Source organism: Pleomorphomonas sp. T1.2MG-36, assembly GCF_950100655.1.
Lineage (GTDB): Bacteria > Pseudomonadota > Alphaproteobacteria > Rhizobiales > Pleomorphomonadaceae > Pleomorphomonas.
Genome location: NZ_CATNLY010000023.1, coordinates 792,050 through 818,639, shown reverse-complemented (window position 1 = coordinate 818,639; position 26,590 = coordinate 792,050). Strand labels below are relative to the sequence as shown.

Genomic DNA, 26,590 nt, shown 5'->3' with positions numbered 1-26,590 from the left:
GTCAGAGCGTCCTCAGCTTGGGATTGAACACCTCGTCGAGGCCGACGTTCATGACGTAGAGCGAGCCGACGATGGCGGTGATGGCAAGGCCCGGCGGCACGAACCACCACCACATGCCGAGCTGCAGCGCGGCGTTCATCACCGAGTAGTTCATCATCAGGCCGAGCGAGATGGAGTCGGTCGGTCCCAGCCCGATGAAGTCCAGCGTCGCGGCGGTGAGGATGGCGCCGCCGAACAGCAGGATGAAGGTCATCACCAGATAGGAGCTCATGTTCGGCGCGATCTCGCCGAAGATGATGCGGAAGGTGCTCTCGCCGTTGAGTCGTGCCATGCCGACGAAGTCGCGCGAGGTGAGCGAGAAGGTCTGGGCGCGGATGGCGCGCGCCGCCCAGGGCCAGGAGGTCAGGCCGATGAACATGGCTTCCGTGCCGAGGCCGCGCACGCTGAGATAGGCGGCAACCACCAGAAGGACGGCGAAGGTGGGAATGACCAGCACGACGTTGGTCAGCATGTTCAGTACTTCGTCGATGATGCCTCCACGGTAGCCGGCGAAGAAGCCGACCAGCATGCCGATCACCGCTGCCGTGACGCCGCCCAGTGCTCCGACGATGAAGCTGGAACGCAGGCCGTGGACGAACTGGGAGAACACGTCCTGGCCAAACAGCGTGGTGCCGAACCAGTAGTCGGCCGAGGGCGGCATGCCCGGAGGAGCATCGAAGGTCAGAGGCTCGTGAGTCGCGAACATCGGACCGAAGATCGCGCCCAGGAGGAAGAGCACGAAGACGATGGCGCCGATCACCAGCTTGGTGTTGCGGAAGGCGAAATAGAGGATCTCGTTGCGGCCGCTCTTGGCGGCGGGGGCTGCCGGAGAAGAACTGGTGGTGCTCGTCATGCTGCATCTCCTTGCAGTCCGACGCGGGTGCGCGGATCGACGATTACGTAGACGACATCAACGATCAGGTTGGCGAGCAGGACGCCGACGATGATGAACAGGAACACGCCCTGGATCACGAAATAGTCCTGGTTCTGGATGCCAGAGAGCACCAGCCAGCCGAGACCGGGATAGGAGAAGACGATTTCGGTTACCAGCGCGCCGCCGACCACTGCGCCGAGTTGCAGGGCGAGGCCGGTGATTTGCGGCAGCATGGCGTTGCGGAAGGCGTATTTGCGCACGAGCCGCTGCGGAGCGCCGAGCGCCATCAGATAGTTGGCGTAGTCGCTTTCAAGTTCGTAGATGATCATGTTGCGCATGCCGATCGCCCAGCCGCCGAGCGCTACCAGGAACAACGAGGCAAACGGCAGGAACCAGTGGTAGAGCAAGCTGCCGAAGAACTGCCAGGACCACTCGGCCTTGAGCGACTGGTCGTAGCCGAAGGCCAGGGGGAACCAGCCGAGCGTCGAGCCGAGAACCCAGGCGAGCAGGATGCCGAGCCACATGTAGGGCGTTGCGGTGAGCAGGTAGCCGAGAGGCAGTACGCTGTTGTCCAGAAGCTTGCGCCGCGCCGCCAGCGCACCGACGACGTTGCCGACATACCAGGAGAGCAGGATCGACGGCAGCAGCAGGCCCAGCGTGTAGGGCAGGGCGCGGCCGATCAGCGTCGTCACCGGGGTCGGGAACAGCATGATCGACCGGCCGAGATCGCCGTTGAACAAGGCCCACCAGAAATTGAGATACTGCTGCCATAGCGGCTGGTCGAGATTGAAGGCCGCCATGAAATAGGATGTCAGCGCCGCGTTGGCGTCCGGCATGAGGGCGATGCGCGACACGAGCGCGTCGACGGGATTGCCCGGCATGAAGCGGGGGATGGCCCAGTCGATGGTCACCGCGACGATGAACGTCAGGATATAGATGAATAGCTTCCGGGCGAGATAGCGCAGCACGGTCGGGGCTCCGGAAAAGGAACAAAGATCCCCCGGCCGGACCCGGACGGCGACGGTTGCCGTCGTCCAGGTTCTGCGCGAGCGAGTCGTTCGTTCGGTCGGGCGGAGGCGTCCCGGCGGCGTTGGCCACCGGGACGGGGAAACGGCGACTTACTCGCCGGCCGGCTCGAGATGCGTGATGGTGTCGAGGCCGGTCATCTGCAGCCAGCCGCGCCACGCGATCGGGATGAACTGACGGTCGGTGCCGTCGGCCGGCCAGTTCTTCCAGGTGGTGGTGCTCATCTGAGCCCAGGCGCCGTTGTACCAGAGCGGAATCATCGGCAGCTCTTCCATGAAGCTGACCTGAAGCTTGGCCGTGATTTCCTTCATCTTGTCGATGTCGGTACGCGGCGTCTTGGCGAGCTCCACAGTGAGATCCCAGGCCTTCTTGTCCTCGAAGCGCGCAAAGTTGTAGTTGGTCTGCGAGCTCAGGATGGGAAGCTGGTAGAGGTAGCGGTAGTAGGTGTAGGGCGTGTCGCTGAGCGGCTGGGAATTTTCGATCATCAGATCGAAATTGCCGGTGTTGCGCTGCGACTGGTAGGTGTTGAAGTCCGGATACTTCGGCGTGATCTTGATGCCGACCGCCTTGGCGTCGGCCGAGATCATCTGCACCGCCTGCATCCAGTCCGACCAGCCCGAGGGAACCTCGATCTTGAGGTCGATCGGCTCGCCCTTCGGCGTCTGGTAGAAGCCGTCGGCGCCCTTCTTGTAGCCGGCCTTGTCGAGGATCTCGGCTGCCTTCTTCGGGTTGTAGCTGAAGCCGTGCTTCTTCACCGCTTCCTTGTCGATGTACTTGTCCCACACCGGCAGCAGACCGGTCGGGCTGGCGGGCAGCACGACGTTGCCGTAGTCAACCTTGGCGATCTGGTCGGTGTTGATGGCAAAGGCCAGCGCACGGCGGAAGGCCGCGTCGTCGAGCGGTGCCTTCTTGGTGTTCGGCAGCAGCCAGGAGGTGACCGCCGGCAGCATGTAGGGCGGCTTGTCGTAGTAGGTGTGCAGGCCATAGCCGCCGCTGATCAGCGTCGCCACGCCCGGCAGGAAGTTGTTGTTGAGGTCCTGCTTGCCGGAGAGCAGCAGGCCGAGCGCCACGTTGTTCGACGAGTTGACGAGGTCGATGATGTATTTGGGCTTCGGATCGGGCGAAATGCCGGCCTTCGATGCCCACCAGCCGTCCGGCGTCTTCGTCCAGACGACGCGAGTCGTCGGATCATAGCCGGCCTTGTCGAACACGTAGGGGCCGGTACCGATCGGCTCTTCCGGCGTCCAGGACGTGATCTCGGTTTCGTTGGCGTGATCCTTCCACTGGGAAGGCTTCATCATCGGAATGTTCCAGAGGGCGTTCTGCCAGGCCTGGTAGTTGGGCGTACCTTCGAAGGTCACCGTCACCGTGTTGCCGGCCGCCTCGACACTCTTGATGCTCTTGTAAAGATCGTTCCACCAGATGGTCGGCAGCTTGCCGAGATCGATGTTCCACTTCACGTCGTCGGCGGTGAAGTCGCCGCCATCGCTCCACTTGATGCCGGAGCGGATGGTCAGCTTGAACACGGTCGGGCTATCCCACTCGCCCTTCTCAGCCAGCCAGTCGATGTACTTGTCGGCGACCGGGTCGTAACGGAACAGGGTCTCGTTGACGAGGCCAACCAGACCGTTGGCAAAGTTGCCGAAATAGGGGTTGAAGCCGACAATGTTGCCCCACTGGGCACCGCTCATGTAGAGCGTTTCGTTGCGCGGGTACTCACCCGACTGCGCAAGGGCCGAGCCGGCCACTGTCGCCATCAGGGCGGCGGCCGACACGACCGTGAAGGTGCGACGATTGATACCAAAGGACATCTCGATCCTCCCTTTCCTCCTGCGGCGACAAGCTCCCCGCCGCGACCAAACGCTTCCCGGACGGCCCACGCCGCAGGGTTGCGCATCTTTCGAGAGAGTCATTGGCAAATGACGGTCAGGAAAATGGAATTACCCAAACGATCCGACCGGACGGCCGATGACAGAACAGCGGCGACTGTTGGCTCCTCTCGCTCCCCCATCGGCAACTCGCTGAAATATCGCTGAAATCTCCTCTGGAATTCGCGATATCACAGTTGGCGACTTGCCGGCGCGCCTTCCGCGGTTGCCCGCGGCATTCTCTCCTGTAACGTTACAGTAGCCTTACTCAAAGGCGCAACAATACGCAAGCCTCTGTTCTGTTCCTCGCCCAAAGGATGTAGGGTGAACGATTGGGAGGAGCAGCGCCGCCGGCAACGACCGGGGGATTGCGCTGATTGGCAATATGGTATCGCACGACGAGACGCGCTCGGAAGACGCGCCCGCTCAGCCGCCCGCTCGGCCGACGCTCAAGACCATCGCCCGGCTGGCCGGCCTTGGCGTGACGACGGTATCGCGGGCCCTGCACGATGCGCCGGACATCGGAGAGGAGACGAAGGCACGCGTCCGTAAGCTGGCCGACAGCCTCGGCTATCAGCCGAACCGGGCCGGCGTTCGTCTCCGTACGGGGCGCAGTCACGTCATTGCCCTGGTCCTGGCCACCGAAGCGGAAGAGCTGGGTATCAATTCGCAGCTCATCTATGGCATTTCCGAGGCCCTGTCGTCGTCGACCTACCAGTTGGTCGTGATGATGCACGATCCGGCCTCGAATCCTCTCGAGCCGGTCCGCAACATCGTCGAGGCCGGCGCCGCCGACGGCATCCTGTTTGCCCGCATCGAGCCCGACGATGCGCGCGTTCGCTTTCTGACCGAGCGAGGCGTGCCGTTTGCGACCCATGGCCGGACCAGCATGGGCATCGTCCATCCCTATTTCGACTTCGACAACGAGGCCTACGCCGAAAGCGCCGTCAAGCGCCTTGCCAGTCTCGGTCGCCGTCGTGTGGCGCTCGTCGGGCCGCCTCCGCATCTCGCCTACGCGCGCCACATGGCCTCGGGCTTTTGCCGCGGGGTGACGGCCTTGGGCCTCGAGACGGTTGCCGTCGTGGGCATCGACACCGACAGCCCGCATGAATGCATTCAGGCCGAAGTGTTTCGTTTGATGCAGCGCGCCGACCGGCCGGATGGATTCGTCAGCGGCGGCGCCGTGGCCGCCCTGTCGGTAACCGCCGGGGCCGAGTCGGCCGGTCTCGTGCTCGGTCGCGACTTCGACGTGGTGATCAAGGAATCGTCCGACCTGTTCCGCAAGTTCCGGCCCGCCATCGAGACGGCGCACGAGGATTTTCGCGCCGCCGGGCGCTGGCTCGCCCGGGCAATCGTCGGCCGCATCGAGGGCACCGCCGACGCCGATACCCACTTCCTGGATGAGCCGCGGATCGCGGTCTCGGAAACCATGGAAGCGAGGGTGGCTGCCAACGGGATTCGTTGACCGCCATCGCCTGGATACGACAAAGCGCCCGATCCGGTCAGGGAAATCGAGCGCTCGACGTCGGCCGGGGGTGGTCGGCCGGAGTCCGGTGGCCGGTCAGCAGCCGAGGGCCGGCTGGCGGCAGAGGCCGCGCGCCGCATGGCGCGCGCGCGCCTCAAGATCATAACGGTCGGCCGCGGTGATGTAGATGAGTTCGCGCTCGGCGGCGGCGGGAGCGCGGAAGGTCTTGGCAAGGTGCTTCAGGGTGCCGAACATGATCTTTGTCCTTTTCCGTTCCGGGCGGTTCCCGGAACCCGTCTTCGTTCTCTTCTTTGCACCCTGAATATAGCGCCTCGGCCGTTTCTCTCCAATGGGCCGAGGCCGCCGCCGCGAGTCGTATTTTCTTTGGGGATGCTTCAGTTTTCCTGAGAAAATCCTTCGAGAACGATCTTGCCGCGCGCCCGTCCGCTTTCGATGACCGCATGAGCGCGCCGTAGGTTGTCGGCGTTGATCGGCCGCAGCACCTCGGTCAGCGTGGTACGCAATCGGCCGGCATCGACGAGGCGGGCAACTTCGCCGAGAAGTCTTCCCTGCTCCGTCATGTCCGGCGTCTCAAACAGCGAGCGGGTGAACATCAGCTCCCAATGCACAGAGACCGCCTTGCGCTTGAACCCGGTGATATCGAGGCCGTCGGGATCGTCGATCAACCCGAAGCGCCCCTGCGGCGCGATGAGCTTTGCGATCTCTCCGAGATGGCGATGCGTTTCGGTGGTCGAGAAGACGAAAGCCGGCGCGCCGATCCCCAGCGCGGCCACTTCATCGGCGAGCGGGCGCGAGTGATCGACGACATGCTGGGCGCCGAGTTCGCGCGCCCAGGCCGCCGTTTCGGGGCGCGACGCCGTGGCGATGACGGTGAGGTCGGTGAGCGCGCGGGCAAGCTGGATGGCGATCGACCCGACGCCGCCCGCGCCGCCGACGATCAGAATGGCATTGGCCGCGCCGGGAACGCCGCGCCGCACGTCGAGCCGGTCGAACAGCATCTCCCATGCGGTGATGGCGGTGAGCGGCAGCGCCGCCGCCTCAGCGTTCGTCAGCGATTTCGGCTTCTGGCCGACGAGGCGCTCGTCGACGAGGTGAAACTGGCTGTTGGCGCCCGGGCGGGCGATGGATCCGGCGTACCAGACCTCGTCGCCAGGCTGAAAGGCGGTCACCTCATCTCCCACGGCAACCACGCGGCCCACCGCGTCCCAGCCGAGCACCTTGAGCGTTCCCGGAGCTGGCGCGGCGCTCTTGCGCACCTTGGTGTCGACCGGATTGACCGCGACGGCGGCGATCTCGACGAGGAGGTCGCGTCCTTCGGCAACCGGTGTCGGCAGGTCGACGTCGAGGAGTGCGTCTGGCCGGTCAATGGTGCCGGGTTGGCGGTAGGCAATGGCTTTCATCGGGCAACTTCCTTTGCGGTTGATATGCGCCATAGTTGCTCCTACCATCTGCATTAGCCAATACGCACAAAAGACGCCAATACTGCATAAAAGGATAGTGTCATGGCCAAGGTCCGGCATTCGCGCTTCGACTGCGCGCCCGGCTGCGCGGTGGAAGCGGCCATCGGCCTCATCGATGGAAAATGGAAGTCGGTGATCCTCTTCCATCTGCTGGAACGGACGCTGCGCTTCGGCGAGTTGAGCCGCATTCTTGCGTCGGTGACACCACGCATGCTGACCAACCAGTTGCGCGAACTGGAGGAAGATGGGCTTGTCGTGCGCACCGTCTATCCGCAAGTGCCTCCCAAGGTGGAGTATTCGCTGTCGCCGCTCGGCCGCTCCATGGAGCCCGTACTGATGGCGCTGAAGGTTTGGGGCGATGCCAACATCGGCCGCTTCGGTAAGCCCAAGGCGGTTGGTGAAAAACAAAACCCACCGGCACCGACCGGCCAGACGGCCGGTGGGCACCAGTGGGCAAGGTACGATCCCGAACCGATCGAGTGATCGATCGGCCGTCCGGTCAGGCCCGCTTCGGGCCGCGGTCGAGCAGCGCGTAGAGCAGGATGGCGCCGAAGGTCGCGGTGCCGATGCCGCCCAGCGTGAAGCCGCCGATGTTGAGCGTGAGATCGCCAGCGCCGGCGATCACCGCCGCTGCCGTGGTGATCAGGTTCTTGGTTTCGGAGAAGTCGACCTTGTTCTCCACCCAGATGCGGCCGGCAGTCGCCGTGATCAGGCCGAAGATGACGATGGAAAGGCCGCCGATCACCGGGCCGGGAATGGTACCGATCAGCGCACCGAACTTCGGCGAGAAGCCGAGCAGGATGGCGATCGCTGCCGCGATGACGAAGATCAGCGTCGAGTAGATCTTGGTCACCGCCATCACACCCATGTTCTCGGCATAGGTTGTGACGCCGGTGCCGCCGAAGCTGCCTGACAGCATGGTGGCAAGACCGTCGCCAAGGAACGCCCGGCCGACATAACGATCGAGGCTGCGGCCGGTCATTGCGCCGATCGCCTTGATGTGTCCGAGGTTTTCGGCGACCAGAATGATCGCCACCGGCGCGATCAGCGCCATTGCGCTGGTCGAGAATGTCGGTGCCGTGAAGGTCGGCAGGCCGAACCAGGGGGCGGCGTCAAGCTTGGAGAAGTCGATCGGCACGTCGCCGAACGAGGCGGCCCCCAGCCAGTAGATGACATAGCCGACGAGGCCGCCGATCAGCACCGGAATGCGGCGCAGCATGCCCGGCGAGTAAACGGCGGCGGCGCCGACCGCGACGATGGTGATCAGGCCGACCGTGCGATCGAAGCCGGTCGCGGAGATGCCCTTCACGGCGATCGGCGCCAGATTGAGACCGATGGCGGCGACGATGGCACCGGTGACGACCGGCGGCATCAGCTTCTCGACCCAGCCGTAACCGATCTTGATGACGATGAGGCCGATCAGCGCATAGAGCGCGCCGGCTGCGATGATGCCGCCGAGCGCCACCGAAATGTTGACGTTGGCGCCGGTCCCGGCATAGCCGGAGGCGGCCATCACCACGGCGATGAAGGCGAAGCTCGATCCTAGGTAGGACGGCACGCGGCCGCCGACCACGATGAAGAAGATGAGCGTGCCGATGCCGGAGAACAGCACGGCGACGTTGGGATCGAAGCCCATGATGATCGGTGCGAGCACCGTCGAGCCGAACATGGCGACCACGTGCTGGAAGCCGGCGATCAGGGTCTGCGGCCAGGGCAGGCGCTCCTCGGGCGCGACGCGATCGGCGGTGGTCAGCTTCCAGCGCGGAAACCAGCCTTCGGTTGGGCTTGTTGTCATGATTGTCTCGTCTGTTGTCCCCGGTCGTCCCCCCGTGGGCGGCCGCATGGGAAAGGCGAGATGGTCACTATCTCCAAGACGTAAGAAGGCGAAAGAGCAGCCTTCTACGACCCCGGCCGAGGGCTCGGTGCGCGAGACGCTGATTTTCAACATGAAAACGCACATTTTGACCAGATGGTCAGAATTCAACCCATTGGTAATCCACAGAAAAATCAGCGCAGCCGATGTCCGCGAGGCGCGGTTGGCGCAGCCGAATCGGCTTGACAGCCATGACGGCTTGCCAGCAGGTGAGGGTGTGCAAGGTGTTTCGGCGGCATGCGGCCGCCGAGATGAAACGGGAACGGGGAAGGATCACGATCCGAACCCCGGCCGCCCCCGCGACTGTGCGTGGTGAGTCTCCGTCCGGAAAGCCACTGGGATCTCCCGGGAAGGCGGACGACAGGCAGCGATCCACGAGCCAGGAGACCGGCCTCGCGCAACATATCGGATTCCGTCGGGTGAGACGGAAAAGGAGACTGACATGCATATCGAACCCGGCCTGGTGGCCGACGGTAAACTTTGGCTCAGCTATCTGACGGCGGCCGGCGCGGCCGGCTACGGCGTGAAGCTTGCCTGGAACATGGCGCGCGAGAACGGCGTTCTGTCGCTGGGGCTGCGTAGCGTTGCCACCACTGCGCTTGTCTTTTCGTTCTTTGAAGTGCTGCCGCACTATCCGGTCGGCGTGTCCGAGGTGCATCTGATCCTCGGCTCGACGTTGTTCCTGCTGTTCGGCGCGGCGCCTGCCGCTATCGGCCTTGCGCTCGGTCTTTTGATCCAGGGGCTGTTCTTCGCTCCCTTCGACCTGCCCCAGTATGGCATGAACGTCACCACGCTTCTGGTGCCGCTGTTCGGCCTCAGCGCGCTGGCGCGCGGCATCGTCGCGCCCGCCACGCCCTATGTCGATTTGAAGTACAGGCAGGCGCTCGCGCTCTCCACCGCCTATCAGGCGGGCATTGTCGCCTGGGTTGGCTTCTGGGCCTTTTACGGTCAGGGCTTCACCGTCGACAATTTCGCGGCCATCGGCTCGTTCGGCGGCGCCTACATGCTGGTGATCCTCGTCGAGCCGCTTGTCGATCTGGCGGTCCTTGCCGGCGCCAAGCTCCTCCACGGTCTGCGGGGCAGCTTCCTGGTCGAGCGCCGCCTCTACGACGCCGCCTGACCGCTTCATATTGACGCAGTGTTGCCGCGCCGCCCCGGTCCATCGGGGCGGCGTGGTTGCTTTTTGAGCCTGTACTCGCCTCACTACCTCTTCGCCCGTTTCCTCTCGCCGACGCGCAGTGTCGCCGGTGGTCGACCTCCGGTGGTCTTGACAGCCGCGAGCCTTTCCGCATAACGTCGTAAACGTTTACGGTGGCAAGCAGGCAGGGAGGAGAGTCCTGTCCGGACTGAGGCCTTCGGGCGCCATGACCGTGCCGGCGAGCATGGATGGCGAACGGTGAATCTTGCTCTTTTGAGGCCGGACAACCTGTCGAACCGCTGCCCGTCGTTCTCGGTCCCGCCGGTCATCCCGAGCCGGGGCCGGCCGGCCAACTGGAGGAGTAGGGAGCATGAAGACATCGGCAATTCTGGGGGCGGTGCTCTATGCTGGCGCCGCGGCGCTCGGCATGGCGGCGCATGCTGCCGACCCGGTCACCATCACCATCTGGTGTCAGGACAGCGAGACGCAGCCGGGCCTCAACCTCGCCAAGGAGTTCGGTGAGAAGAATCCCGACATCAAGGTCGTCTACCGTCAGATCCATTTCGACGATGTGACCTCGGAAGCGATGCGCGCCTATTCAACCGGTCAGGCGCCCGACATCATCGCCATCGACAATCCCGAACATGCGCTGTTCGCCTCGCACGGCGTCTTCCTCGACCTCACCGACCGCATAGCCAAGTCGGCCGTCATTCACAAGGAAGACTATTTCCCCGGCCCGCTGGCCTCGGTCACCTGGGACGGCAAGCTGTTCGGCGTGCCGAAGGCCACCAACACCATCGCCCTCTACTACAACGTCGACATGTTCAAGGCGAAGGGCCTCGACCCGGACAAGCCGCCGCAGACCTGGGATGAACTCGTCGACGCCGCCCGCAAGCTCAACGATCCCGCCAAGAACGTCTACGGCATCGCCTTCTCGGCCAAGGCTTCGGAAGAGGGGACTTTCCAGTTCCTGCCGTGGGCGCAGATGACCGGCGGCGGCTTTGACAAGATCAACACCGACGGTGCCGTCCGCGCGCTCACCATCTGGAAAACGCTGCTCGACGAAAAGCTCGCGTCGCCGGATACGCTGACGCGCGGCCAGTGGGACTCCACCGGCACCTTCAACTCCGGCAACGCCGCCATGGTCATTTCCGGGCCGTGGGAACTCAATCGCATGTCGCAGGAGGCGAAGTTCGACTGGCGCGTGGCGCTCATGCCGGTACCGGAAGTCGGTGCGCCGCGCTCGTCGGCCATGGGCGATTTCAACTGGGCCATCTTCAAGAGCTCCAAGCACCCGGACGAGGCCTTCAAGGCGCTGGAATATTTCGTATCGCAGGACCCGCGCGTCTTCCCCGACTGGGGCCAGCTCGCCGCGCGCGCCAATATCGACATCCCTGCGACTGGCGACGCCAAGAAGGACGCCGCCGTCAAGGTGTTCATGGAACAGCTGAAATACGCCCAGCCTCGTGGCCCGCATCCTGACTGGATGAAGATTTCCAAGGCGATTCAGGACGCCATCCAGTCGGCGCTGACCGGTCAGGCGAGCCCCAAGGACGCGCTCGATCAGGCTGCCACCACCATCAAGGGCATTCTCGGCTGACCCTTTCGACAAGGCGCTCCGGCATGGGCCGGAGCGCCATTCCAGCGTGTTGACCGCAGCGCCCGGCAAGGGCGTTGCTCCGTGCCGGCGGCCGGCCGCGGCGTGGATGCGGGGAGGACCGATGCGACGCCTCTATTCCAGTCTCGTCGACGGCCGAGGGTTCGACCTCTGCCTGATCGGCGTCCCGCTCGCCTTTCTCATCGTGCTGTCGGGCATTCCGCTCGTCTACAATGTCGTGATGAGCTTCCAGGCCGTGGACATGTTCAGTCTCGGCAGCTTCATCCGGCCCTGGGTCGGCTTCGACAACTATCGCCAACTGATCGCCCAGCCAGAATTCTGGCCGATCATGGGGCATACGGCGACGTTTCTCGTCGCCTCGATCGCCGGTCAGTTCCTGCTCGGTTTCGCGCTGGCGCTGTTTTTCTGGACGAATTTCCCCGGTGCCTCCTGGCTGCGTGGCCTGTTCCTGGTGTCGTGGGTGATGCCGGGCCTGGTGGTCGGTGCTGTCTGGAACTGGCTGCTGTCGGGCGACTTCGGCGTGTTCAACTTCGTGCTGCGCGAGCTCCACATCATCTCCGGCAACGTCTTCTGGCGTTCCGATCCGGCCTTCGCGCTCTGGAGCGTGATCATCGCCAACATCTGGCTGGGCATGTCCTTCAACATGATCCTGCTGTCGGTCGGCCTGTCGTCGATCCCCGCCGACCTCTATGAAGCGGCCGAACTCGACGGTGCCGGTGCGCTGACCCGCTTCTGGACGATCACCCTGCCGATGATGCGGTCGACCATCGGCGCGCTGATCTCGCTCGGTCTGATCTTCACGCTGCAACAGTTCGATCTGTTCGCCGCCATCACCTCGGGCGGTCCGAACAACGCCTCCAACGTCGCGCAATACTGGGCCTGGGACCTTTCCTTCAAGCAGTACGACTTCGCCAAGGGCGCCGCCATTTCGGTGATCATGATCGTCGTTGTGATGCTTGCGTCCGTCTACTACGTCCGGTCGACCCGTCATGAGGTGAGAGGATGAGCGAGACCAATAGGAACCGGCTGCTGCTCGTCATCGCGCTGCTGCTCGCCGCCATTTATCTCTTCCCGCTCTACTGGATGTACATCACCGCGCTGAAGACCGGTTCGGAGATGTTCGCGACGCCACCATCCTTCTGGCCGGACGATCCGCAGTGGTCGATCTTTCCCTTCGTGTTCCAGCTGAAGGGCATGGGCCAGTTCCTGTGGAACTCGGTGGTGATCGCGTCCGGCTCGGTGGCGCTGATCGCCGTGCTTGGCACCGGCGCCGCCTATGTGCTCGCCCGCTATCGCAACGTCTGGATCGATGTCGGGCTGTTTCTCGTCCTGATGCTTCAGGTGCTGCCGGCCTCGCTGATGATCACGCCGATCTTCGTGCTGTTCACCCTCACCGGCGTTCTCGATTACCCGCGCACGGCGGTGATCCTGGCGATCGCGGCCAAGAGCATGCCCTTCTTCATCGTTCTGGTGCGCGCCACCTTCATGAGCGTGCCGATGGAACTCGAGGAGGCGGCTCTGGTCGACGGCAACTCGCGCGTCGGCGCCTTCTGGTCGATCGTGCTGCCGCTTGCCCGCAACGGCATCCTCGTTTCCGCCATCCTGATCTTCATGCAGGCCTTCGGCGAGTTCGTCTATTCGAAGTCGCTGATCCAGGAAATCGAGCTGCAGCCGAGCTCGGTCGGCCTCAACGCATTCATGGGCCCGAACACCAACGAATGGAACCGGATCATGGCCTTCGCCTCGATCTACGTGACGCCCATTCTGGCGACCTTCGTGCTGCTGCAGCGGCGCATCGTCTCTGGCCTGACCTCCGGAGCCCTGAAATGACCACGCAGATCGAATTTTCCGGCGTCAACAAGCACTACGGCGCCTACCACGCCCTGAAAGACATCACCCTGTCCATCGACAAGGGCAGCTTCGTCGCGCTGGTCGGTCCGTCCGGGTGCGGCAAGTCGACGCTGCTGCGCTCGCTGGCCGGCCTGGAAAAGATCACCGGCGGCGACATCTCGATCGCCGGCGAGGTGGTGACCAAGCTGCCGCCGCGCAAGCGCGATGTCGCCATGGTGTTCCAATCTTACGCCCTCTACCCGCACATGACGGTGGAGGAGAACCTCACCTACTCGCTACGGGTGCATGGCGTCTCCAAGGCCGAACGCAAGAAGGCCGCAGCCGAGGTGGCCGCGACCACCGGTCTGTCCGACCTTCTTCACCGCTATCCGCGCGAGCTCAGCGGCGGCCAGCGCCAGCGCGTCGCCATGAGCCGGGCGATCATCCGCAATCCCAAGGCCTTCCTGTTCGACGAGCCGTTGTCCAATCTCGACGCGGCGCTGCGCGTTCACATGCGCAAGGAAATCCGCGCTCTGCACGACCGGCTCGGCGCCACCTCGGTCTATGTGACGCACGATCAGATCGAGGCCATGACCATGGCCGACCACGTGGTCGTGCTGCGGGCCGGCATCATCGAGCAGCAGGGGAGGCCACTCGATCTCTACGACAGGCCGGCCAACAAGTTCGTTGCCGGCTTCATCGGTTCGCCGGCCATGAACTTCCTGCCGGCAACGGTGGCCGAGGGTGGCGCCGTGACCGTCGACCTCGGCAATGGCGCGTTCCGCCTCCAGACTCCTGTTGCCGCGCCGGCGGGCGCCAATGTGCTGATCGGTATCCGACCCGAGCACATCACGCTGACAGCACCGGGGGAAGGCCGCTTCGATGCGCCCGTCGCCTTCACCGAGTCGACCGGTTCGACAACCTTCGTCACCACGGCGACGACGCCGGAAATGATCGTGGTGGAGACCGGCCGCCGGCTGGTTGCGCATGGCGACCGCGTCGGCCTGGCCTTTGCCGATGCCAACATCCATGTCTTCGACGCGGCGACAGATCGGCGGCTCTAGCCGGCCCCCTCATCGTAGCGCAAGAAAAACCCCGGAAGCCGCGCTTCCGGGGTTTCTGCTTCGGATCGTTGCCATGCGTGGCGCGGCCATCAGGCCGGTGGGAGGGTGATCCGAAGCGGGCCGGCGGCGCGGAGGGTAACGCTGCCGGAACGCTGTTCGAAGTCGCCGCTTCCGTCGACGGTGGCGACATGACCGATGCCGACGAGCCGGAGCGCATAGGGGTGGTCGCGGTCAGGGGTCGCAACGATGAGATTGCCGTCGCGGCGCACCGTCAGCGTCAACGCCGGTGCCCCGTTGCGATAGTCCGGCACCGTGACCGTGGCGCTAGCGCCATCGGCAAGCTCATAGAGCGCGAAGGTGATGCCGTCGGCGTAGTCATAGTCCGGCCGACGATCGTTGCTGCCGAAGGCGATGAGGCTGCCTGGCCGCACGTAGAGCGGCAGGCTCATGACCCCGTGCGTCTCGCGCCGCCAGCCCGGCCCTTCCACCACCTCGCCACTCAGAAGCTGTGTCCAGCGGCCGGCTGGCAGGTAGACCGCTACCTCGCCGTTCATGTCGAACACCGGCGCGACCAGCAGGGCCGAGCCCAGCATGAACTGGCGGTCGAGCGTCTCGGCGCCGGGATCGTCCGGGAACTCGAGCAGCATGGCCCGGAGCACCGGCACGCCGGTTTCCGACGCCTCGACGGCGGCGGCGTAGAGATAGGGCATCAGCGAGCACTTGAGGCGCGCAAAGTCACGAAGCACCGCCTCCGCCTCCTGGTCGAACAGCCAGGGGACCCGATAGGACTTCGAACCGTGCAGGCGGCTGTGGCTGGAGAGCAGGCCGAAGGCGCACCAGCGCTTGTAGACGTCGGCCTCGGCGGTGTTCTCGAAGCCGCCGATATCGTGGCTCCAGAAGCCGAAGCCGGAGAGGCCGAGCGACAGGCCGCCGCGCAGCGTCTCGGCCATGGCCGGATAGTCGGAATAGCAGTCGCCGCCCCAATGCACGGGGAACTGCTGGCCGCCGACGGTGGCCGAACGGGCGAACAACACGCTTTCGCCCCGCGTCTCGATCAAGGCGTCGTGGACCACCTTGTTGTAGAGGAAGGAGTAGTAGTTGTGCATCTTCCCCGGATCCGAGCCGTCATGCCAGACGACATCGGTCGGGATGCGCTCGCCGAAATCGGTCTTGAAGGCGTCGACGCCCATGGCGACGAGGCGCTTGAGATGTCCGGCGTACCAGGCCGCCGCCTCCGGATTGGTGAAGTCGACGATGCCCTGTCCAGCCTGCCAGAGATCCCACTGCCAGACGCTGCCATCCGGCCGCTTCAGCAGGTAGCCCCTCTCCACCGCCTCGTCGAACAGCTTCGATGCCTGAGCGATGTAGGGATTGATCCAGAGGCAGATCTTCAGCCCCTTTTCCCTGAGGCGGTCCAGCATGCCCTGAGGATCGGGAAACACCTCTGGATCCCACTCGAAATCGCACCAGTGAACGCCGCGCATCCAGAAGCAGTCGAAGTGGAAGACATGCAGGGGTATGTCGCGCTCGAACATGCCGTCGACAAAGGAGTTGACGGTGCCTTCGTCGTAGTCGGTGGTGAAGGAGGTAGTCAGCCAGAGGCCGAACGACCAGGCCGGCGGCAGCGCCGGCCGGCCGGTGAGGCGGGTGTAGCGCTCCAGCACCGCCTTCGGCGTCGGGCCGTCGATCAGGTAGTATTCGAGCGCCTCGCCTTCGACAGCGAACTGCACCTTCGATACCTTCTCCGATGCCACCTCGAAGCCGACCCGGCCGGGATCGTTGACCAGCACGCCCCAGCCTCGGTTGGTCAGGAAGAACGGAATGCTCTTGTAGGCCTGCGTGGTGGACGTGCCGCCGTCCTGATTCCAGATGTCGATGCTCTGGCCGTTTTTCACGAAGGGGGAGAAACGCTCGCCAAGCCCGTAGACCAGCGTGCCGACCTCGAGATCGAGCCGCTCGAACACATGCGCCGGTTCGCCGGCGACGCTGGCGTGACCCGTTTCCCGGAAGCCGGTGCCGGTCAGCCGCTTGCCGCCGCGCGTCACCTCGGTCCGCCAGTCGCCATCTCTGGAGATGGTCAGCGTCAGATCGCCGGAGGTGAAGGTCAGGGTATCCTCGCCGTCGACGATGGTCGGCCGGAAGGACTCGTCGGGGAAGAGTTCGAAGGCCGGGCCGCGCTTTGCCGCGCCCTTGTGATGCTCGATGCGCACGCCGATGATGCCTTCCATCGGCGCGGTCAGCGTCACGGTCAGCGTCGGTGCGTTGATCTGGTCGGCACGGCCTTGGCCGCGTACGGCGAGCGCCAGGATTTCGGCCTTGCGGGCTTCCGTACGCACCGCATGCACGTGATGCGGATTGAGAATGCTCATGCCTGCCGGCAGCATCCAGTTGCCGTCGCTGAACTTCATTGTCGTCCTCCCCGGAGCCGCTCCGCCGCAAGGGGAGCATGCGCCCGCCGCTCGTCGCCAAGACCTTCGTGGGGCTTGCGATTTCACGGCCTTCCTATATTCCGTAAACGTTTACGACGATAGCGGCGACGCGCTCTTCTGTCAAAGGGCTTTTGTATCGGAGCATTGCCGACGTTGGTGGCATGGCGAAGAGACGCCACCGGCGTCGCCGAGGGTGTCCGCTATTGATCGCAGGCCGGATTTCTGCTGAAAGACGGGGGTGGCAGGGCCCCTCCGGCGTGGGCTTCGGCGCTGGACGCGGAGGATGAGGGATTGGGCATCAAGGAGCTGGCGCGCCATCTCAACATTTCCATCGGAACGGTGTCGCGGGCGCTCAACGGCCATCCGGAGGTCAACGCCGAGACGCGCAAGCGCGTGCTCGAGGCGGCGGCGGAGCTGGGTTACGCGCCGGATCAGGCTGGACGCAGTCTCCGCCAGGGTACGCTCAACGTCGTGGCGCTGCTGCTGTCCACCGATCTTACGTCCAAGACCGACACGATGTTCTTCATGGAATTGTCGCGCGGCATTCAGGATCAGTTCGCCGAGCATGGTCTCGACCTCGTCATCCACCTGAACAAGCCGGGCATGGATATGCTCGACCGGGTGAAGCGCATCGTCGAGCGGCGGCAGGCCGACGCGCTCATCCTGGCCGAGACGCGCGACAACGATCCACGCCTCGACTATCTCGCCGGTCGCAATTTTCCCTTTGCCACCATGGGGCGGTCATGGTCGGGCGGCAGCCATCCCTGGATGGATCTCGACTTCAATTTCGCCATGCGGACCACGATCGATCGCCTCGCCGGCTTCGGCCATCGGCGTGTTGCGCTGGTCACCGGCGACCCCGGCTATCGGCTCGACACCATGTTGCAGGACGCCTACCGGCGCGAACTCATGGACCGAGGCATCGCCGTCGACGAAGCGCTGATGATCAAGGCCGACACTCATGAGGAGGGCGGCTACAAGGCTATGACCGACTTCCTCGCCATGGCCGAGCCGCCGACCGCGGTGATCTTTCCTCATTATCGGGCAGTGGTCGGCGCCTATGCCTGCCTGTCGGAAGCCGGCTTGCAGCCGGGGCGCGATGTGGCGATCCTCAGCTGTTCGGCCGATACGACCATCGCCCAGTTCATGGCGCCGCCGCTCACCTGCTTCCGCCTCGATCTCTACGGTCTGGGTCGGCGCCTCGCCCAGGCGCTGCTGGCCTCGATGCCGCGCTTCGCCGATAGCTATGGCGGCGCGCTGATCCAGGAGATCTGGCCTTGGGAGCTGGTCGGCCGCGATAGCGACGACTTCCGCGTCGGCTGATCATTGCATGTCCTCTGGGTGTTCCGGGCGACGACGGACCGGCGTAGATCTTGGAAAAGGGCGGCCAGTCGATTCGCCCTCTTCCGGAGACGATCATGCGCGAGGAAAGCCAGTCCTTTCCGCCTTTTCCCACCGACCCGTCCGGACGCGACGAGACGGTCGAGGTGAAGGTCGGAATGTCCGGCGGGAGCCGGGTATTCGAGCTGACGACCACGGCCGCGCGGCGCGACAATCCCTCGCGTCACAGGCGCGTCGAGGAGCGGCCGACTGATCCGCGCCTTCTGACGGGCTCGCCGTTGTTCGACGCGCTGTTTGCCCAAGCCGTCGACGACGCTCGCCTCAACGCCGTCTCGTCGATCCGCGACGGCGCCTATCGCCACGGCGAACCCATTCCCTGCGAATGCTTCCAGACCGGCGAGAAGTGGACCTATGTCTGGACGCGCGATGTGTCCTACGCCACCCACCTCGGGCTTGCCGTCCTCGACCCGGAACGGGCGGCAACCACGCTCCTTTACAAGGTGAGCCCCTTCCGCGATGGTCTCGCCCTGCCGGACGAGCTACCGGCGGATAGCCTTCAGATCGTCCAGGACACCGGTTCAGGTGGCAGCTGGCCGGTGAGCACCGATCGCGTCTCCTGGGCGTTCGGCGCCGAAGCGCTGCTCGGAACGCTTCATGGCGCTGCGCGCGCCGCCTTTGCCGACACGGCCTTTCGCGCGCTGTCCGGCACCATCGAAGCCGACCGGCTCGCGGCCTTCGATGCCGCTGACGGACTTTATCGCGGCGAACAGTCCTTCCTCGACTGGCGCGACCAGACCTATGCCCCGTGGGCGATCGACGACCTCACCACCATCGCCACCTCCAAGGCGCTGTCCACCAACGTCTGTCATTACAAGGCGCTCGATCTCGCCGCTCGCCTTGCCGCCGAACGGGGCGACAAGGCCACGGCCGATCTTTACGCCGGCTGGGCCGCCGAGCTTCGTGCGGCTATCGACCGCGGCTTCTGGCTGGAAGGGAAGGGGCTCTACGCCTCGATCACCACACCCGACAGTCCGGCTCTGCCTGTCGAAAAGTTCGACATGCTTGGCCTGTCCCTGGTCATTCTGGCGGGGATCGCAGATCGTGAGCGGGCAGCACGAATCCTCTCCACCTACCCGCACGTGCCTTTCGGCGTGCCTGTTTACTACCCGGCTCAGCCCGATGTCTTCTGCTACCACAACCGGGCCATCTGGCCTTTCGTCACCGCCTACGAACTGCTGGCGGCCGCCGAAGTGCAGGCCGTCGCCGCGTTCGACCACGCCTTGGACTCGCTTGTCCGTGCCGCCGCGCTCAATCTCGACAATGTCGAGAACCAGGAATGGCTGACCGGCCGCACCTGGTTCGACGACGGTCCGCGCATTTCCTCCGCACGCCAGCTCTGGTCGGTCGGCGGCTATCTCGGCATGGTGACGGCGGCGCTCTTCGGCTACAGGCCGGAATCGGACGGGTTCCGTCTGGCGCCTTTCCTGACCGCCCATGCGAGAGATCGGTTGGGTGAGGGCAGGGCGGAGCTTCATGGCCTCGTCCACCATGGCAAGCGGGTCGCCATCACCCTCGACCTGCCGCCGCGCGTTGCCGCGCAGGGGTATTACGCGGTGCGCGAGGTCTGCCTCAATGGCCAAGTCGTGAGGGGTGTTATCAGTGATGCCCTGTTGCGGGATGACAATCTCGTCGAGGTGTTCTTCGGTGAACTCGTTCCCGACGATTCCAGGCTGGCGCTGATTCCGACTGTCGATGTTGCCACCCATGACGATCCGCCCGTCTTCTCGCCGCGCGAGCCGTTGATTGTCGACCTCGTCATCGAGAGTGGACGGGTGCGGCTCAACTTCGAAGGCCAGCCGCCGCGTTCTGGCCGGAGCGATCCCCTCCTTTTCACCGTGCTGCGCGATGGCGAGGTGGCGGCGAGCGATGTGTCGGACACTGCCTGGCACGATCCCGAGCCGCTCGGGTCTGGGATCCGGCGCGCCTATCGTGTCGTCGCGCGTTTCGCCGAAAGCGGCAATGCCTCACATCCATCGCGCGAGGCGGCGATCGAGGCTGGCGCCGTGCTGACCCTCGGCGTCGACGGCCCCGGCGTCGAGCGGCGGGGCGCTGGGTTGGTTTTTGCCGAGGTGGCGGTGCGGCAGGCCGGCGACTACAGGCTGGCGCTTCTCTATCGGAACCACAGTTTCCACATCCAGACCGGCGTCACCAATGCGGTGAAGAGGGTGGGCGTGTTCGGCGACGATGGGCAACAAATCGCAACGGGCGTCGTGCAGATGCCCCACATGACGCCGGTCAATCCGCTTCGTCGGTCGACCATGCTGCCTCTACGCCTTGCGGCAGGCCTTTACAGGGTAGAGATCGCCGACTTTTTCAACATGAGCTATCTTTCATCAAATAGTACCTACATCAGCCCCGGTGGCATCGGCGGCCCTCGCAACGACGCCGACATTCGGGCGCTCGAGCTCATCCGTGTCGGCTGATTGGAGGCGGGTATTCGGCAAACATGCACCCGTAAGTGATGGCGTCCCTTCCTATCTCCTCTTATGCCCAAATTTGTGGCCGGCGATAACTTGACAAAATTTTGAGCACTGATACGGCTTTCGAAATACAATCAAAAAGCCAGAGGGACCACCATGGATCACCGTCTTTCCCGCCGCGCCGTGCTGGCGTCGGGCCTTGCGCTCGGCGTCGGCGGTCTCATTCTTCCGGTTCGTGCCGCCACGCCGCTGAAGGTCGCGGGCATCCACGCCTCGCCGGTCGAAAACGCCTGGAATTCCTGTCTGCACAAGGCATTGCAGGACGCCGCCGCCGATGGCGCCATCGAATACACCTTCTCCGAAGGCGTCTCGGGCACCGACTATCCGCGCGCCATGCGCGAATATGCCGAGGCCGGCAACAAGCTGATCATTGGCGAAGCCTATGCCGTTGAGAAGGAGGCCCGTCAGGTGGCGGCCGACTATCCCGAGACGGCTTTCGTGCTCGGCTCGTCGGGTGCGGCGTCCGGCGACAACTTCGGCGTCTTCGGCACCTGGAACCATGACGGCGCCTATCTCGCCGGCATGCTGGCCGGCAAGATGACCAAGTCGAATGTCGTCGGTTCGGTCGGCGCCATGCCGATCCCCGAGGTCAACATGCTGATCAACGCCTTCGCGGCCGGCGTCAAGGCGGTCAATCCCGAGGCCAAGCACCTTGTCACCTTCATCGGCACCTTCTTCGATCCGCCGAAGGCCCGCGAAGCTGGCCTTGCCCAGATCGATGCCGGCGCCGACATCCTGTTCGGCGAACGCATCGGCACAGCCGACGCTGCCAAGGAACGCGGCATCAAGGCGGTCGGTTCGCTGATCGACTACACGCCACGCTATCCCGACACCGTGTTCGCCAACGCCCTCTGGGGTTTCCGGCCGATCCTCAATGCCGCCGTGGCCGATGCCGCAGCCGGCAAGCCGGTCGGCAAGGATTACACCGCCTTCGGCCTGATGAAGGAAGGCGGAAGCGACATTGCCTATGCCAAGGGGGGTGCGCCGGCCGATGCCGAAGCGGCGATGGAAGAGGTGCGGGCCAAGATCAAGTCCGGTGCCTTCGAGGTGCCGCGCGACACCGCCGAACCTAAGTAAGCCGGCTCATGAAAGACGATGCGATAGCGCTGGCCGGGGCGATCCGTGACGGTCGCCTCACTGCCGGCGAGGCCATGGCGGCTTCTCTCGCCGCTGCCGCATCGCGCGCCGATCTCGGCGCGCTCTGCCATGTCGATGATGACCTCGGCCGGCGGCAGGCCGATGCCGCCGACGCCGAACGGCGTACCGATGTCGATCGCTTCGCCGCGCGTCCGTTCTGTGGTGTCCCGACGCTGGCCAAGGATCTCGGTGGACCGTTTGCCGGCCTGCCGGTCGTTGCCGGGTCGCGATTGTTCTCAAGGCTCAGGCCCGATGCGCCCGACTCCGATCTGGCGAACCGGTTCCGCGCCGCCGGCCTGCTGCCTTTCGGCCTCACCACCGCGCCGGAGTTCGGCCTGGCGCTGGCGAGCGAGCCGGCAATCGGTCCGATCGCCCGCAACCCGCTCGACCTCGCCCTGACGCCCGGCGGCTCATCGGGCGGCGCGGCGGCGGCCGTCGCCGCGGGCATCGTCGCCGTCGCGCACGCCACCGATGCGGGGGGATCCATTCGGGTCCCGGCCGCCTGCTGCGGTCTCGTCGGCCTCAAGCCGAGCCGGGGCGTGATGCCCGCCGGCCCCGCCTTCGGTAACCACCTGGGCGGTATCGCCTCGGAACTCTGTGTGTCGCGCAGCGTTCGCGATAGTGCTGCCTTGCTGGCGTCAGTCAGCGGCAAGACGCGCGGCCCCTTTGCCGACGTTGTGCTTGCCGAGCCAAGGACGGAACCGCTCACCATCGGCGTCCTGTGCGAGACGGGTTCAGATCATCCCACGACAGCCGAACGGTCCGCCACCATCGAGTCGGCCGCTCGTTTCCTCGAAGCTCGTGGCCACCGGCTCGTACCTCTCGCCTGGTCGGATGTCTCGACCATGGCGAAAGCCTCGGCCAGTCTCTTCTACGATTTGATCTCGACCAATCTCGCAGCCCTCTCCGAGACGCCGGGCCTCGACATCTCGCTTGCCGAACCCGTCACCCAGGCGTTCGCTGCGCGGGGCAGGGCACTTTCCGCCACCGACCTCTGGCGCTCCCAGACTGCCGGCGTCCTGGTGTCGCGCAATCTTTGGCGTCTGTTCGACCGGATCGACGTCCTACTTGCACCGATGCTCGCCTCCCCACCGCCGCCGATCGGATCGTCCCCGTTCGACCATCGCGATACCGACCTTCATCTCAACCGCATGGTATCGCTGGCTCCTCTCGCAACGCTGGCCAACATCTCCGGTTTTCCGGCGCTGACGCTGCCGTTCGGCGCCGATGCCGACGGTCTGCCGCTCCCGGTGCAGATGTTTGCCCCACTCGGCGCCGATCGTCAGCTTCTGACGCTCGGCGCGACGCTGGAAGCGGACGGCCGCTGGCAACATGCCTTCCCAGTCGCTGGATTGCCCTCATGACCGAAACCGTTCTCGAAATCGATCGCGTCAGCAAGAGCTTCGGCGACAACAAGGCCAACGACGCCATCTCGATGACGTTGGCGCGGGGCGAGATCGTGGCGCTTCTCGGCGAGAACGGCGCCGGCAAGACCACGCTCATGAGTATCCTGTTCGGTCACTACACGCCCGACGAGGGACGCATCCGCATCGCCGGAGCCGATCTGCCTCCGGGGCGTCCGCGCGCCGCCATCCATGCCGGCATCGGCATGGTGCATCAGCATTTCTCTCTGGCGCCCAATCTGACCGTGCTGGAAAACGTCATGACCGGCACCGAGAAGCTGTGGTCCCTCCGCTCCGAAACCGGCCGGGCCAGAGCCAAGCTGACGGCACTCGCCGAACGCTTCGGCCTTGTCGTCGATCCCGATGCCCGTCTCGGCGATCTTTCGGTCGGTGAGCAGCAGCGCGTCGAGATCCTGAAGGCGCTCTACAACGACGCGCGCATCCTGATCCTCGACGAGCCGACGGCGGTCCTGACCAATCTCGAAGCCGAGACGCTGTTCGTCACGCTGAAGGAGATGGCGCGGCAGGGCCTGTCGCTGATCTTCATTTCGCACAAGCTCGATGAAGTGATGGCCGCCGCCGACAGGGTCGTCGTGCTGCGCGGCGGCAAGGTGGTGGCGGAGTGTCGGGCGGCCGAGACATCGAAGGCCGAGCTGGCCGAACTGATGGTCGGCCACAGGGTCGCCCGGCCTGTGCGCGACGCGCACGAGCGTGGCGCTCCGGTGCTGGAGGCGGCGGCCGTTTCTGTTCGTATCGACGGCGTCGATCGCTTGAAGGAGGTCAGCTTTCGACTGCATGCCGGCGAAGTCCTCGGCATCATCGGCGTGTCCGGCAACGGTCAGGCGGCGCTTGCCGGCCTTCTGTCCGGCACGCTCGCCCGCAGTTCGGGTGACATCCTGCTCTATGGAGAAGCGATTGGCGATCTTTCGGTGGCCGATACGGTAGCCTCGGGCATCGGACGCATTCCCGAAGATCGCACGCGCGAGGGGGCGATCGGCGAGATGGCGGTCTGGGAGAATGCGGTGCTGGAACGCATCGACGAACCGCGCTTCTCGCGGCACGGGCTCGTCGACCGCAGCGCTGCCGTCGCCTTTGCTGAGACCATCGTCAGTGATTTCGACGTACGCGGCGGCGGGCCCTACACCCGCACACGCCTTCTGTCGGGCGGCAACATGCAGAAGCTCATTCTCGGCAGAAACCTGGCCGAACGGCCGCGCATTCTGATTGCCGCCCAGCCGGCGCGGGGTCTCGACGAAGGCGCCGTCGCCGCCGTTCATGCCCGTATCCTCGATGCCAGAAAGGCCGGAACCGCCGTGCTTCTCATTTCCGAAGACCTAGATGAGGTGATCGGGCTCGCCGATCGCATCCAGGCCATCGTCGGCGGCCGCCTTTCGCCACCGGTCTCGGCCGGCGAGGTGGATGCGCGCGCGCTCGGCCTGATGATGGCCGGCGCCTGGAAGAAAGAGGCGGCCTGATGCGCTTCGAACGCCGCGAGCATCGCCCGCTCGCCTTGATCATCCTGACGCCGCTTCTCGCCATCGTAGCCGCCCTGGCCCTCTCCGGCCTGTTGATCGCCGCTGCCGGTGCTCCGGTTCTTGAAGCCTACTGGCGCATCCTTGTCGGAGCCTTCGGCTCCCGCCTGTCGGCCACCGAGACCCTGACGCGAGCGACGCCGCTGATGCTCACCGGTCTCGCCGCCGCCGTCGCCTTCCGGGCCCGCGTCTGGAACATCGGCGGTGAGGGGCAATTCTATCTGGGCGCTATCGCCGTGGCGGCGGTCGGATCCCAGTTTTTGGTCGGCGCGCCCGGTTATCTGTCGATCCCCCTGCTGCTGGTCGTCGGAGCCATTGCCGGTATGGTGCTCCTGATCGTCCCGTTATGGCTGCGACTGAGATTTTCCGTCGACGAGGTGGTGACGAGCCTGCTGCTCAACTTCGTCGCCGTGCTCCTGGTTTCCATGCTGATCGACGGGCCGCTCAAGGACCCCCTGGCCTTCGGCTGGCCGCAAAGTCAGTCGGTGCCCGACGTGGCAATGCTGCCCAAGCTGGTGGCCCGCTCGCGCCTGCACTGGGGCTTCGGCATCGCTGTCGCCCTCGCCTTTGTCGTCCACTTCGTACAGAGCCGCACGGTGTTCGGCCTGAAATCGCGCGCCGCCGGCCTCAGTCCCGAAGGCGCCGTCTTTGCCGGCGTGCCGCTCGCCAGAACGCTGTTCTTCGTTGCCTGCCTCTCAGGAGGTCTCGCCGGCCTCGCCGGGGCCGTCGAAGTCATGGGCGTCAAGGGCTACGTCACCACTGACCTGTCGCCCGGCTTCGGCTATTCGGGCATCGTCGTCGCCATGCTGGCTGGGCTCCATCCCCTAGGCGTCGTGCTGGCAGCGTTGTTCACGGCCACCATGTTCGTCGGTGCCGATGGCATGAGCCGGGCGTTGAAAATCCCGACCTACATTGCCGACGTCACCGTCGCACTGTCGTTGATCACCATGCTGGTGGCGGTGTTTTTCGCCCAGTACAGGATACGCCGATGAGCACCGTTCTCGATATCGTCGCCTCGGCCGGCCTCTGGGCGGCGGTGCTTCGGATCGCCACGCCATTGATCTTCGGCACGCTCGGGGCCTTGCTTTGCGAGCGGGCAGGCGTGCTCAACCTCGGCATCGAAGGCATCATGACTTTCGGCGCCATGATCGGCTGGCTCGCCGTCTACCACGGCGCCGATCTCTGGACGGGACTTCTGGTCGCCGCGATCGCCGGCGCCGCCTTCGGTCTGCTTCATGCGTCGCTCACCGTGACGCTTGGGCTTTCCCAGCACGTGTCGGGCCTGGGCGTCACGCTGTTCGCCTCGAGCTTCAGCTACTATCTCTTTCGCCTGATCGTGCCGCTCGCCGGTAGCCCTCCGACCATCGAGCCTTTCGCGCCCGTCAACGTGCCTGTCCTGGCCGAGATCCCTTTCGTCGGCCCCGTGCTGTCGACCCAGACGCCGCCGACCTATCTTGCCCTGCTGCTGTCGCTTGTTCTGGCCTATGTCGTCTTTCGAACGCCGCTTGGCCTTGCCATCCGCATGACCGGCGAAAACCCGCACGCCGCCGAGGCACAGGGTGTCAACCCCATGGCGGTGCGCTATGGCGCGGTCATCGCCGGATCGGCGCTGATGGCGGTGGGAGGAGCCTTCCTCACGCTGTCGGCCTTCAACAGTTTTTTCCCGACTATGGTGCAGGGGCGCGGCTGGATCTGCATCGCCCTCGTCGTCTTCGCCTCATGGCGGCCGGGACGGGCCTTGTTTGGTGCGCTGCTGTTCGCCTTCTTCGATGCGTTTCAGCTGCGTCTGCAGACTGCGGTCGATGGGGTACCTTACCAAGTGTTCCTGATGACGCCCTACATCCTGTCGATCGCTGCCCTGTGCGTCATGGCGCGGCGCGCGCGCGTTCCGCAGGCGCTGATGCAGCCCTACAGGCGCGGCGAGCGCTGATG

At 64.9% G+C, this 26,590-nt stretch carries 21 protein-coding genes and 1 riboswitch; of the genes, 14 read left to right on the top strand and 7 right to left on the bottom strand.

The annotated features are described in order from the left end of the window. Position 1: 1 nt before the first annotated feature. The 3 genes from QQZ18_RS15180 to QQZ18_RS15170 form a co-directional block, all read right to left on the bottom strand. On the bottom strand, positions 2-892 hold the full coding sequence (locus QQZ18_RS15180) for an ABC transporter permease (RefSeq protein WP_284541756.1): 891 nt from the start codon (positions 890-892) through the stop codon (positions 2-4). Further along, positions 889-1,881, bottom strand: a complete 993-nt coding sequence (locus QQZ18_RS15175) for an ABC transporter permease (RefSeq protein WP_284541755.1) — start codon at positions 1,879-1,881, stop codon at positions 889-891. Before QQZ18_RS15175 ends, QQZ18_RS15180 begins: the two co-directional genes overlap by 4 nt. Positions 1,882-2,031: 150 nt before the next feature. After that, positions 2,032-3,750 (bottom strand): ABC transporter substrate-binding protein, encoded by a 1,719-nt coding sequence (locus tag QQZ18_RS15170; protein ID WP_284541754.1) that lies wholly within the window; start codon positions 3,748-3,750, stop codon positions 2,032-2,034. Positions 3,751-4,192: 442 nt separating this feature from the next. Here QQZ18_RS15170 and QQZ18_RS15165 point away from each other — a divergent pair, with 442 nt between their 5' ends. Then, entirely contained in the window at positions 4,193-5,272 is a 1,080-nt protein-coding gene (locus QQZ18_RS15165; protein ID WP_284541753.1) for a LacI family transcriptional regulator, read from the top strand. Positions 5,273-5,368: 96 nt separating this feature from the next. Here the strand turns inward: QQZ18_RS15165 and QQZ18_RS15160 are convergent, their stop codons facing one another. Together QQZ18_RS15160 and QQZ18_RS15155 are read right to left on the bottom strand one after the other, a co-directional pair. Further along, positions 5,369-5,527, bottom strand: a complete 159-nt coding sequence (locus QQZ18_RS15160) for a DUF3563 domain-containing protein (protein WP_284541752.1) — start codon at positions 5,525-5,527, stop codon at positions 5,369-5,371. A gap of 140 nt (positions 5,528-5,667) precedes the next feature. Beyond that, positions 5,668-6,693, bottom strand: a complete 1,026-nt coding sequence (locus QQZ18_RS15155; protein WP_284541751.1) for a zinc-binding alcohol dehydrogenase family protein — start codon at positions 6,691-6,693, stop codon at positions 5,668-5,670. A gap of 102 nt (positions 6,694-6,795) precedes the next feature. Here QQZ18_RS15155 and QQZ18_RS15150 point away from each other — a divergent pair, with 102 nt between their 5' ends. Continuing rightward, positions 6,796-7,236 (top strand): winged helix-turn-helix transcriptional regulator, encoded by a 441-nt coding sequence (locus tag QQZ18_RS15150; RefSeq protein WP_284541750.1) that lies wholly within the window; start codon positions 6,796-6,798, stop codon positions 7,234-7,236. 16 nt (positions 7,237-7,252) lie between these two features. On the opposite strand, the gene QQZ18_RS15145 is transcribed toward QQZ18_RS15150, so the two are convergent. Further along, positions 7,253-8,548 (bottom strand): solute carrier family 23 protein, encoded by a 1,296-nt coding sequence (locus tag QQZ18_RS15145; RefSeq protein WP_284541749.1) that lies wholly within the window; start codon positions 8,546-8,548, stop codon positions 7,253-7,255. 283 nt (positions 8,549-8,831) lie between these two features. Continuing rightward, a riboswitch (cobalamin riboswitch) is annotated at positions 8,832-9,036 on the top strand. A 32-nt stretch (positions 9,037-9,068) separates the two neighbouring features. On the opposite strand from QQZ18_RS15145, the gene QQZ18_RS15140 reads away from it, so the two are divergent. The 5 genes from QQZ18_RS15140 (at position 9,069) to QQZ18_RS15120 (ending at position 14,276) form a co-directional block, all read left to right on the top strand. After that, positions 9,069-9,746, top strand: coding sequence for an energy-coupling factor ABC transporter permease (locus QQZ18_RS15140; protein ID WP_284541748.1), 678 nt, complete (start codon positions 9,069-9,071; stop codon positions 9,744-9,746). Positions 9,747-10,134: 388 nt separating this feature from the next. Next, a complete protein-coding gene (locus QQZ18_RS15135) occupies positions 10,135-11,364 on the top strand; it encodes an ABC transporter substrate-binding protein (RefSeq protein WP_284541747.1) in 1,230 nt (409 codons plus the stop codon). Between the two features lie 121 nt (positions 11,365-11,485). Continuing rightward, positions 11,486-12,388: a carbohydrate ABC transporter permease gene (locus QQZ18_RS15130; protein WP_284541746.1), complete on the top strand. Its 903-nt coding sequence runs from the start codon at positions 11,486-11,488 to the stop codon at positions 12,386-12,388. Further along, positions 12,385-13,212 (top strand): carbohydrate ABC transporter permease, encoded by an 828-nt coding sequence (locus QQZ18_RS15125; RefSeq protein ID WP_284541745.1) that lies wholly within the window; start codon positions 12,385-12,387, stop codon positions 13,210-13,212. The genes QQZ18_RS15130 and QQZ18_RS15125 overlap by 4 nt, the downstream gene beginning before the upstream one ends. Further along, positions 13,209-14,276, top strand: coding sequence for an ABC transporter ATP-binding protein (locus QQZ18_RS15120; RefSeq protein WP_284541744.1), 1,068 nt, complete (start codon positions 13,209-13,211; stop codon positions 14,274-14,276). Before QQZ18_RS15125 ends, QQZ18_RS15120 begins: the two co-directional genes overlap by 4 nt. Before the next feature lie 89 nt (positions 14,277-14,365). Here QQZ18_RS15120 and yicI read toward each other — a convergent pair whose 3' ends face one another. Further along, entirely contained in the window at positions 14,366-16,684 is a 2,319-nt protein-coding gene (gene yicI / locus QQZ18_RS15115; RefSeq protein ID WP_284541743.1) for an alpha-xylosidase, read from the bottom strand. Between the two features lie 312 nt (positions 16,685-16,996). Between yicI and QQZ18_RS15110 the strand changes: the two genes are divergently transcribed. The 7 genes from QQZ18_RS15110 to QQZ18_RS15080 all read left to right on the top strand — a co-directional run bounded on the left by QQZ18_RS15110 (position 16,997) and on the right by QQZ18_RS15080 (position 26,588). Continuing rightward, positions 16,997-18,028, top strand: a complete 1,032-nt coding sequence (locus QQZ18_RS15110; protein WP_284541742.1) for a LacI family DNA-binding transcriptional regulator — start codon at positions 16,997-16,999, stop codon at positions 18,026-18,028. 95 nt (positions 18,029-18,123) lie between these two features. Then, positions 18,124-20,529: an MGH1-like glycoside hydrolase domain-containing protein gene (locus QQZ18_RS15105; protein WP_284541741.1), complete on the top strand. Its 2,406-nt coding sequence runs from the start codon at positions 18,124-18,126 to the stop codon at positions 20,527-20,529. Between the two features lie 153 nt (positions 20,530-20,682). Next, positions 20,683-21,663, top strand: a complete 981-nt coding sequence (locus tag QQZ18_RS15100; protein WP_284541740.1) for a BMP family protein — start codon at positions 20,683-20,685, stop codon at positions 21,661-21,663. 8 nt (positions 21,664-21,671) lie between these two features. Next, on the top strand, positions 21,672-23,087 hold the full coding sequence (locus tag QQZ18_RS15095) for an amidase (protein ID WP_284541739.1): 1,416 nt from the start codon (positions 21,672-21,674) through the stop codon (positions 23,085-23,087). Next, positions 23,084-24,601, top strand: coding sequence for an ABC transporter ATP-binding protein (locus tag QQZ18_RS15090; protein WP_284541738.1), 1,518 nt, complete (start codon positions 23,084-23,086; stop codon positions 24,599-24,601). The genes QQZ18_RS15095 and QQZ18_RS15090 overlap by 4 nt, the downstream gene beginning before the upstream one ends. After that, the gene (locus tag QQZ18_RS15085) at positions 24,601-25,650 is read left to right on the top strand and encodes an ABC transporter permease (RefSeq protein ID WP_284541737.1); all 1,050 of its coding nucleotides are present in this window, start codon (positions 24,601-24,603) and stop codon (positions 25,648-25,650) included. Before QQZ18_RS15090 ends, QQZ18_RS15085 begins: the two co-directional genes overlap by 1 nt. Further along, the gene (locus tag QQZ18_RS15080; protein WP_284541736.1) at positions 25,647-26,588 is read left to right on the top strand and encodes an ABC transporter permease; all 942 of its coding nucleotides are present in this window, start codon (positions 25,647-25,649) and stop codon (positions 26,586-26,588) included. The genes QQZ18_RS15085 and QQZ18_RS15080 overlap by 4 nt, the downstream gene beginning before the upstream one ends. The last annotated feature ends 2 nt before the right edge of the window (positions 26,589-26,590 follow it).

Bases quoted from the DNA above. Each gene is read 5' to 3' on its own strand.
- QQZ18_RS15130 (WP_284541746.1), top strand. From the start codon at position 11,486: ATGCGACGCCTCTATTCCAGTCTCGTCGACGGCCGAGGGTTCGACCTC.
- QQZ18_RS15090 (WP_284541738.1), top strand. From the start codon at position 23,084: ATGACCGAAACCGTTCTCGAAATCGATCGCGTCAGCAAGAGCTTCGGC.
- QQZ18_RS15105 (WP_284541741.1), top strand. From the start codon at position 18,124: ATGCGCGAGGAAAGCCAGTCCTTTCCGCCTTTTCCCACCGACCCGTCC.
- QQZ18_RS15140 (WP_284541748.1), top strand. From the start codon at position 9,069: ATGCATATCGAACCCGGCCTGGTGGCCGACGGTAAACTTTGGCTCAGC.
- QQZ18_RS15155 (WP_284541751.1), bottom strand. From the start codon at position 6,693: ATGAAAGCCATTGCCTACCGCCAACCCGGCACCATTGACCGGCCAGAC.
- yicI (WP_284541743.1), bottom strand. From the start codon at position 16,684: ATGAAGTTCAGCGACGGCAACTGGATGCTGCCGGCAGGCATGAGCATT.
- QQZ18_RS15180 (WP_284541756.1), bottom strand. From the start codon at position 892: ATGACGAGCACCACCAGTTCTTCTCCGGCAGCCCCCGCCGCCAAGAGC.
- QQZ18_RS15125 (WP_284541745.1), top strand. From the start codon at position 12,385: ATGAGCGAGACCAATAGGAACCGGCTGCTGCTCGTCATCGCGCTGCTG.
- QQZ18_RS15170 (WP_284541754.1), bottom strand. From the start codon at position 3,750: ATGTCCTTTGGTATCAATCGTCGCACCTTCACGGTCGTGTCGGCCGCC.
- QQZ18_RS15085 (WP_284541737.1), top strand. From the start codon at position 24,601: ATGCGCTTCGAACGCCGCGAGCATCGCCCGCTCGCCTTGATCATCCTG.
- QQZ18_RS15135 (WP_284541747.1), top strand. From the start codon at position 10,135: ATGAAGACATCGGCAATTCTGGGGGCGGTGCTCTATGCTGGCGCCGCG.
- QQZ18_RS15145 (WP_284541749.1), bottom strand. From the start codon at position 8,548: ATGACAACAAGCCCAACCGAAGGCTGGTTTCCGCGCTGGAAGCTGACC.
- QQZ18_RS15160 (WP_284541752.1), bottom strand. From the start codon at position 5,527: ATGTTCGGCACCCTGAAGCACCTTGCCAAGACCTTCCGCGCTCCCGCC.
- QQZ18_RS15150 (WP_284541750.1), top strand. From the start codon at position 6,796: ATGGCCAAGGTCCGGCATTCGCGCTTCGACTGCGCGCCCGGCTGCGCG.
- QQZ18_RS15095 (WP_284541739.1), top strand. From the start codon at position 21,672: ATGAAAGACGATGCGATAGCGCTGGCCGGGGCGATCCGTGACGGTCGC.
- QQZ18_RS15165 (WP_284541753.1), top strand. From the start codon at position 4,193: ATGGTATCGCACGACGAGACGCGCTCGGAAGACGCGCCCGCTCAGCCG.
- QQZ18_RS15080 (WP_284541736.1), top strand. From the start codon at position 25,647: ATGAGCACCGTTCTCGATATCGTCGCCTCGGCCGGCCTCTGGGCGGCG.
- QQZ18_RS15120 (WP_284541744.1), top strand. From the start codon at position 13,209: ATGACCACGCAGATCGAATTTTCCGGCGTCAACAAGCACTACGGCGCC.
- QQZ18_RS15100 (WP_284541740.1), top strand. From the start codon at position 20,683: ATGGATCACCGTCTTTCCCGCCGCGCCGTGCTGGCGTCGGGCCTTGCG.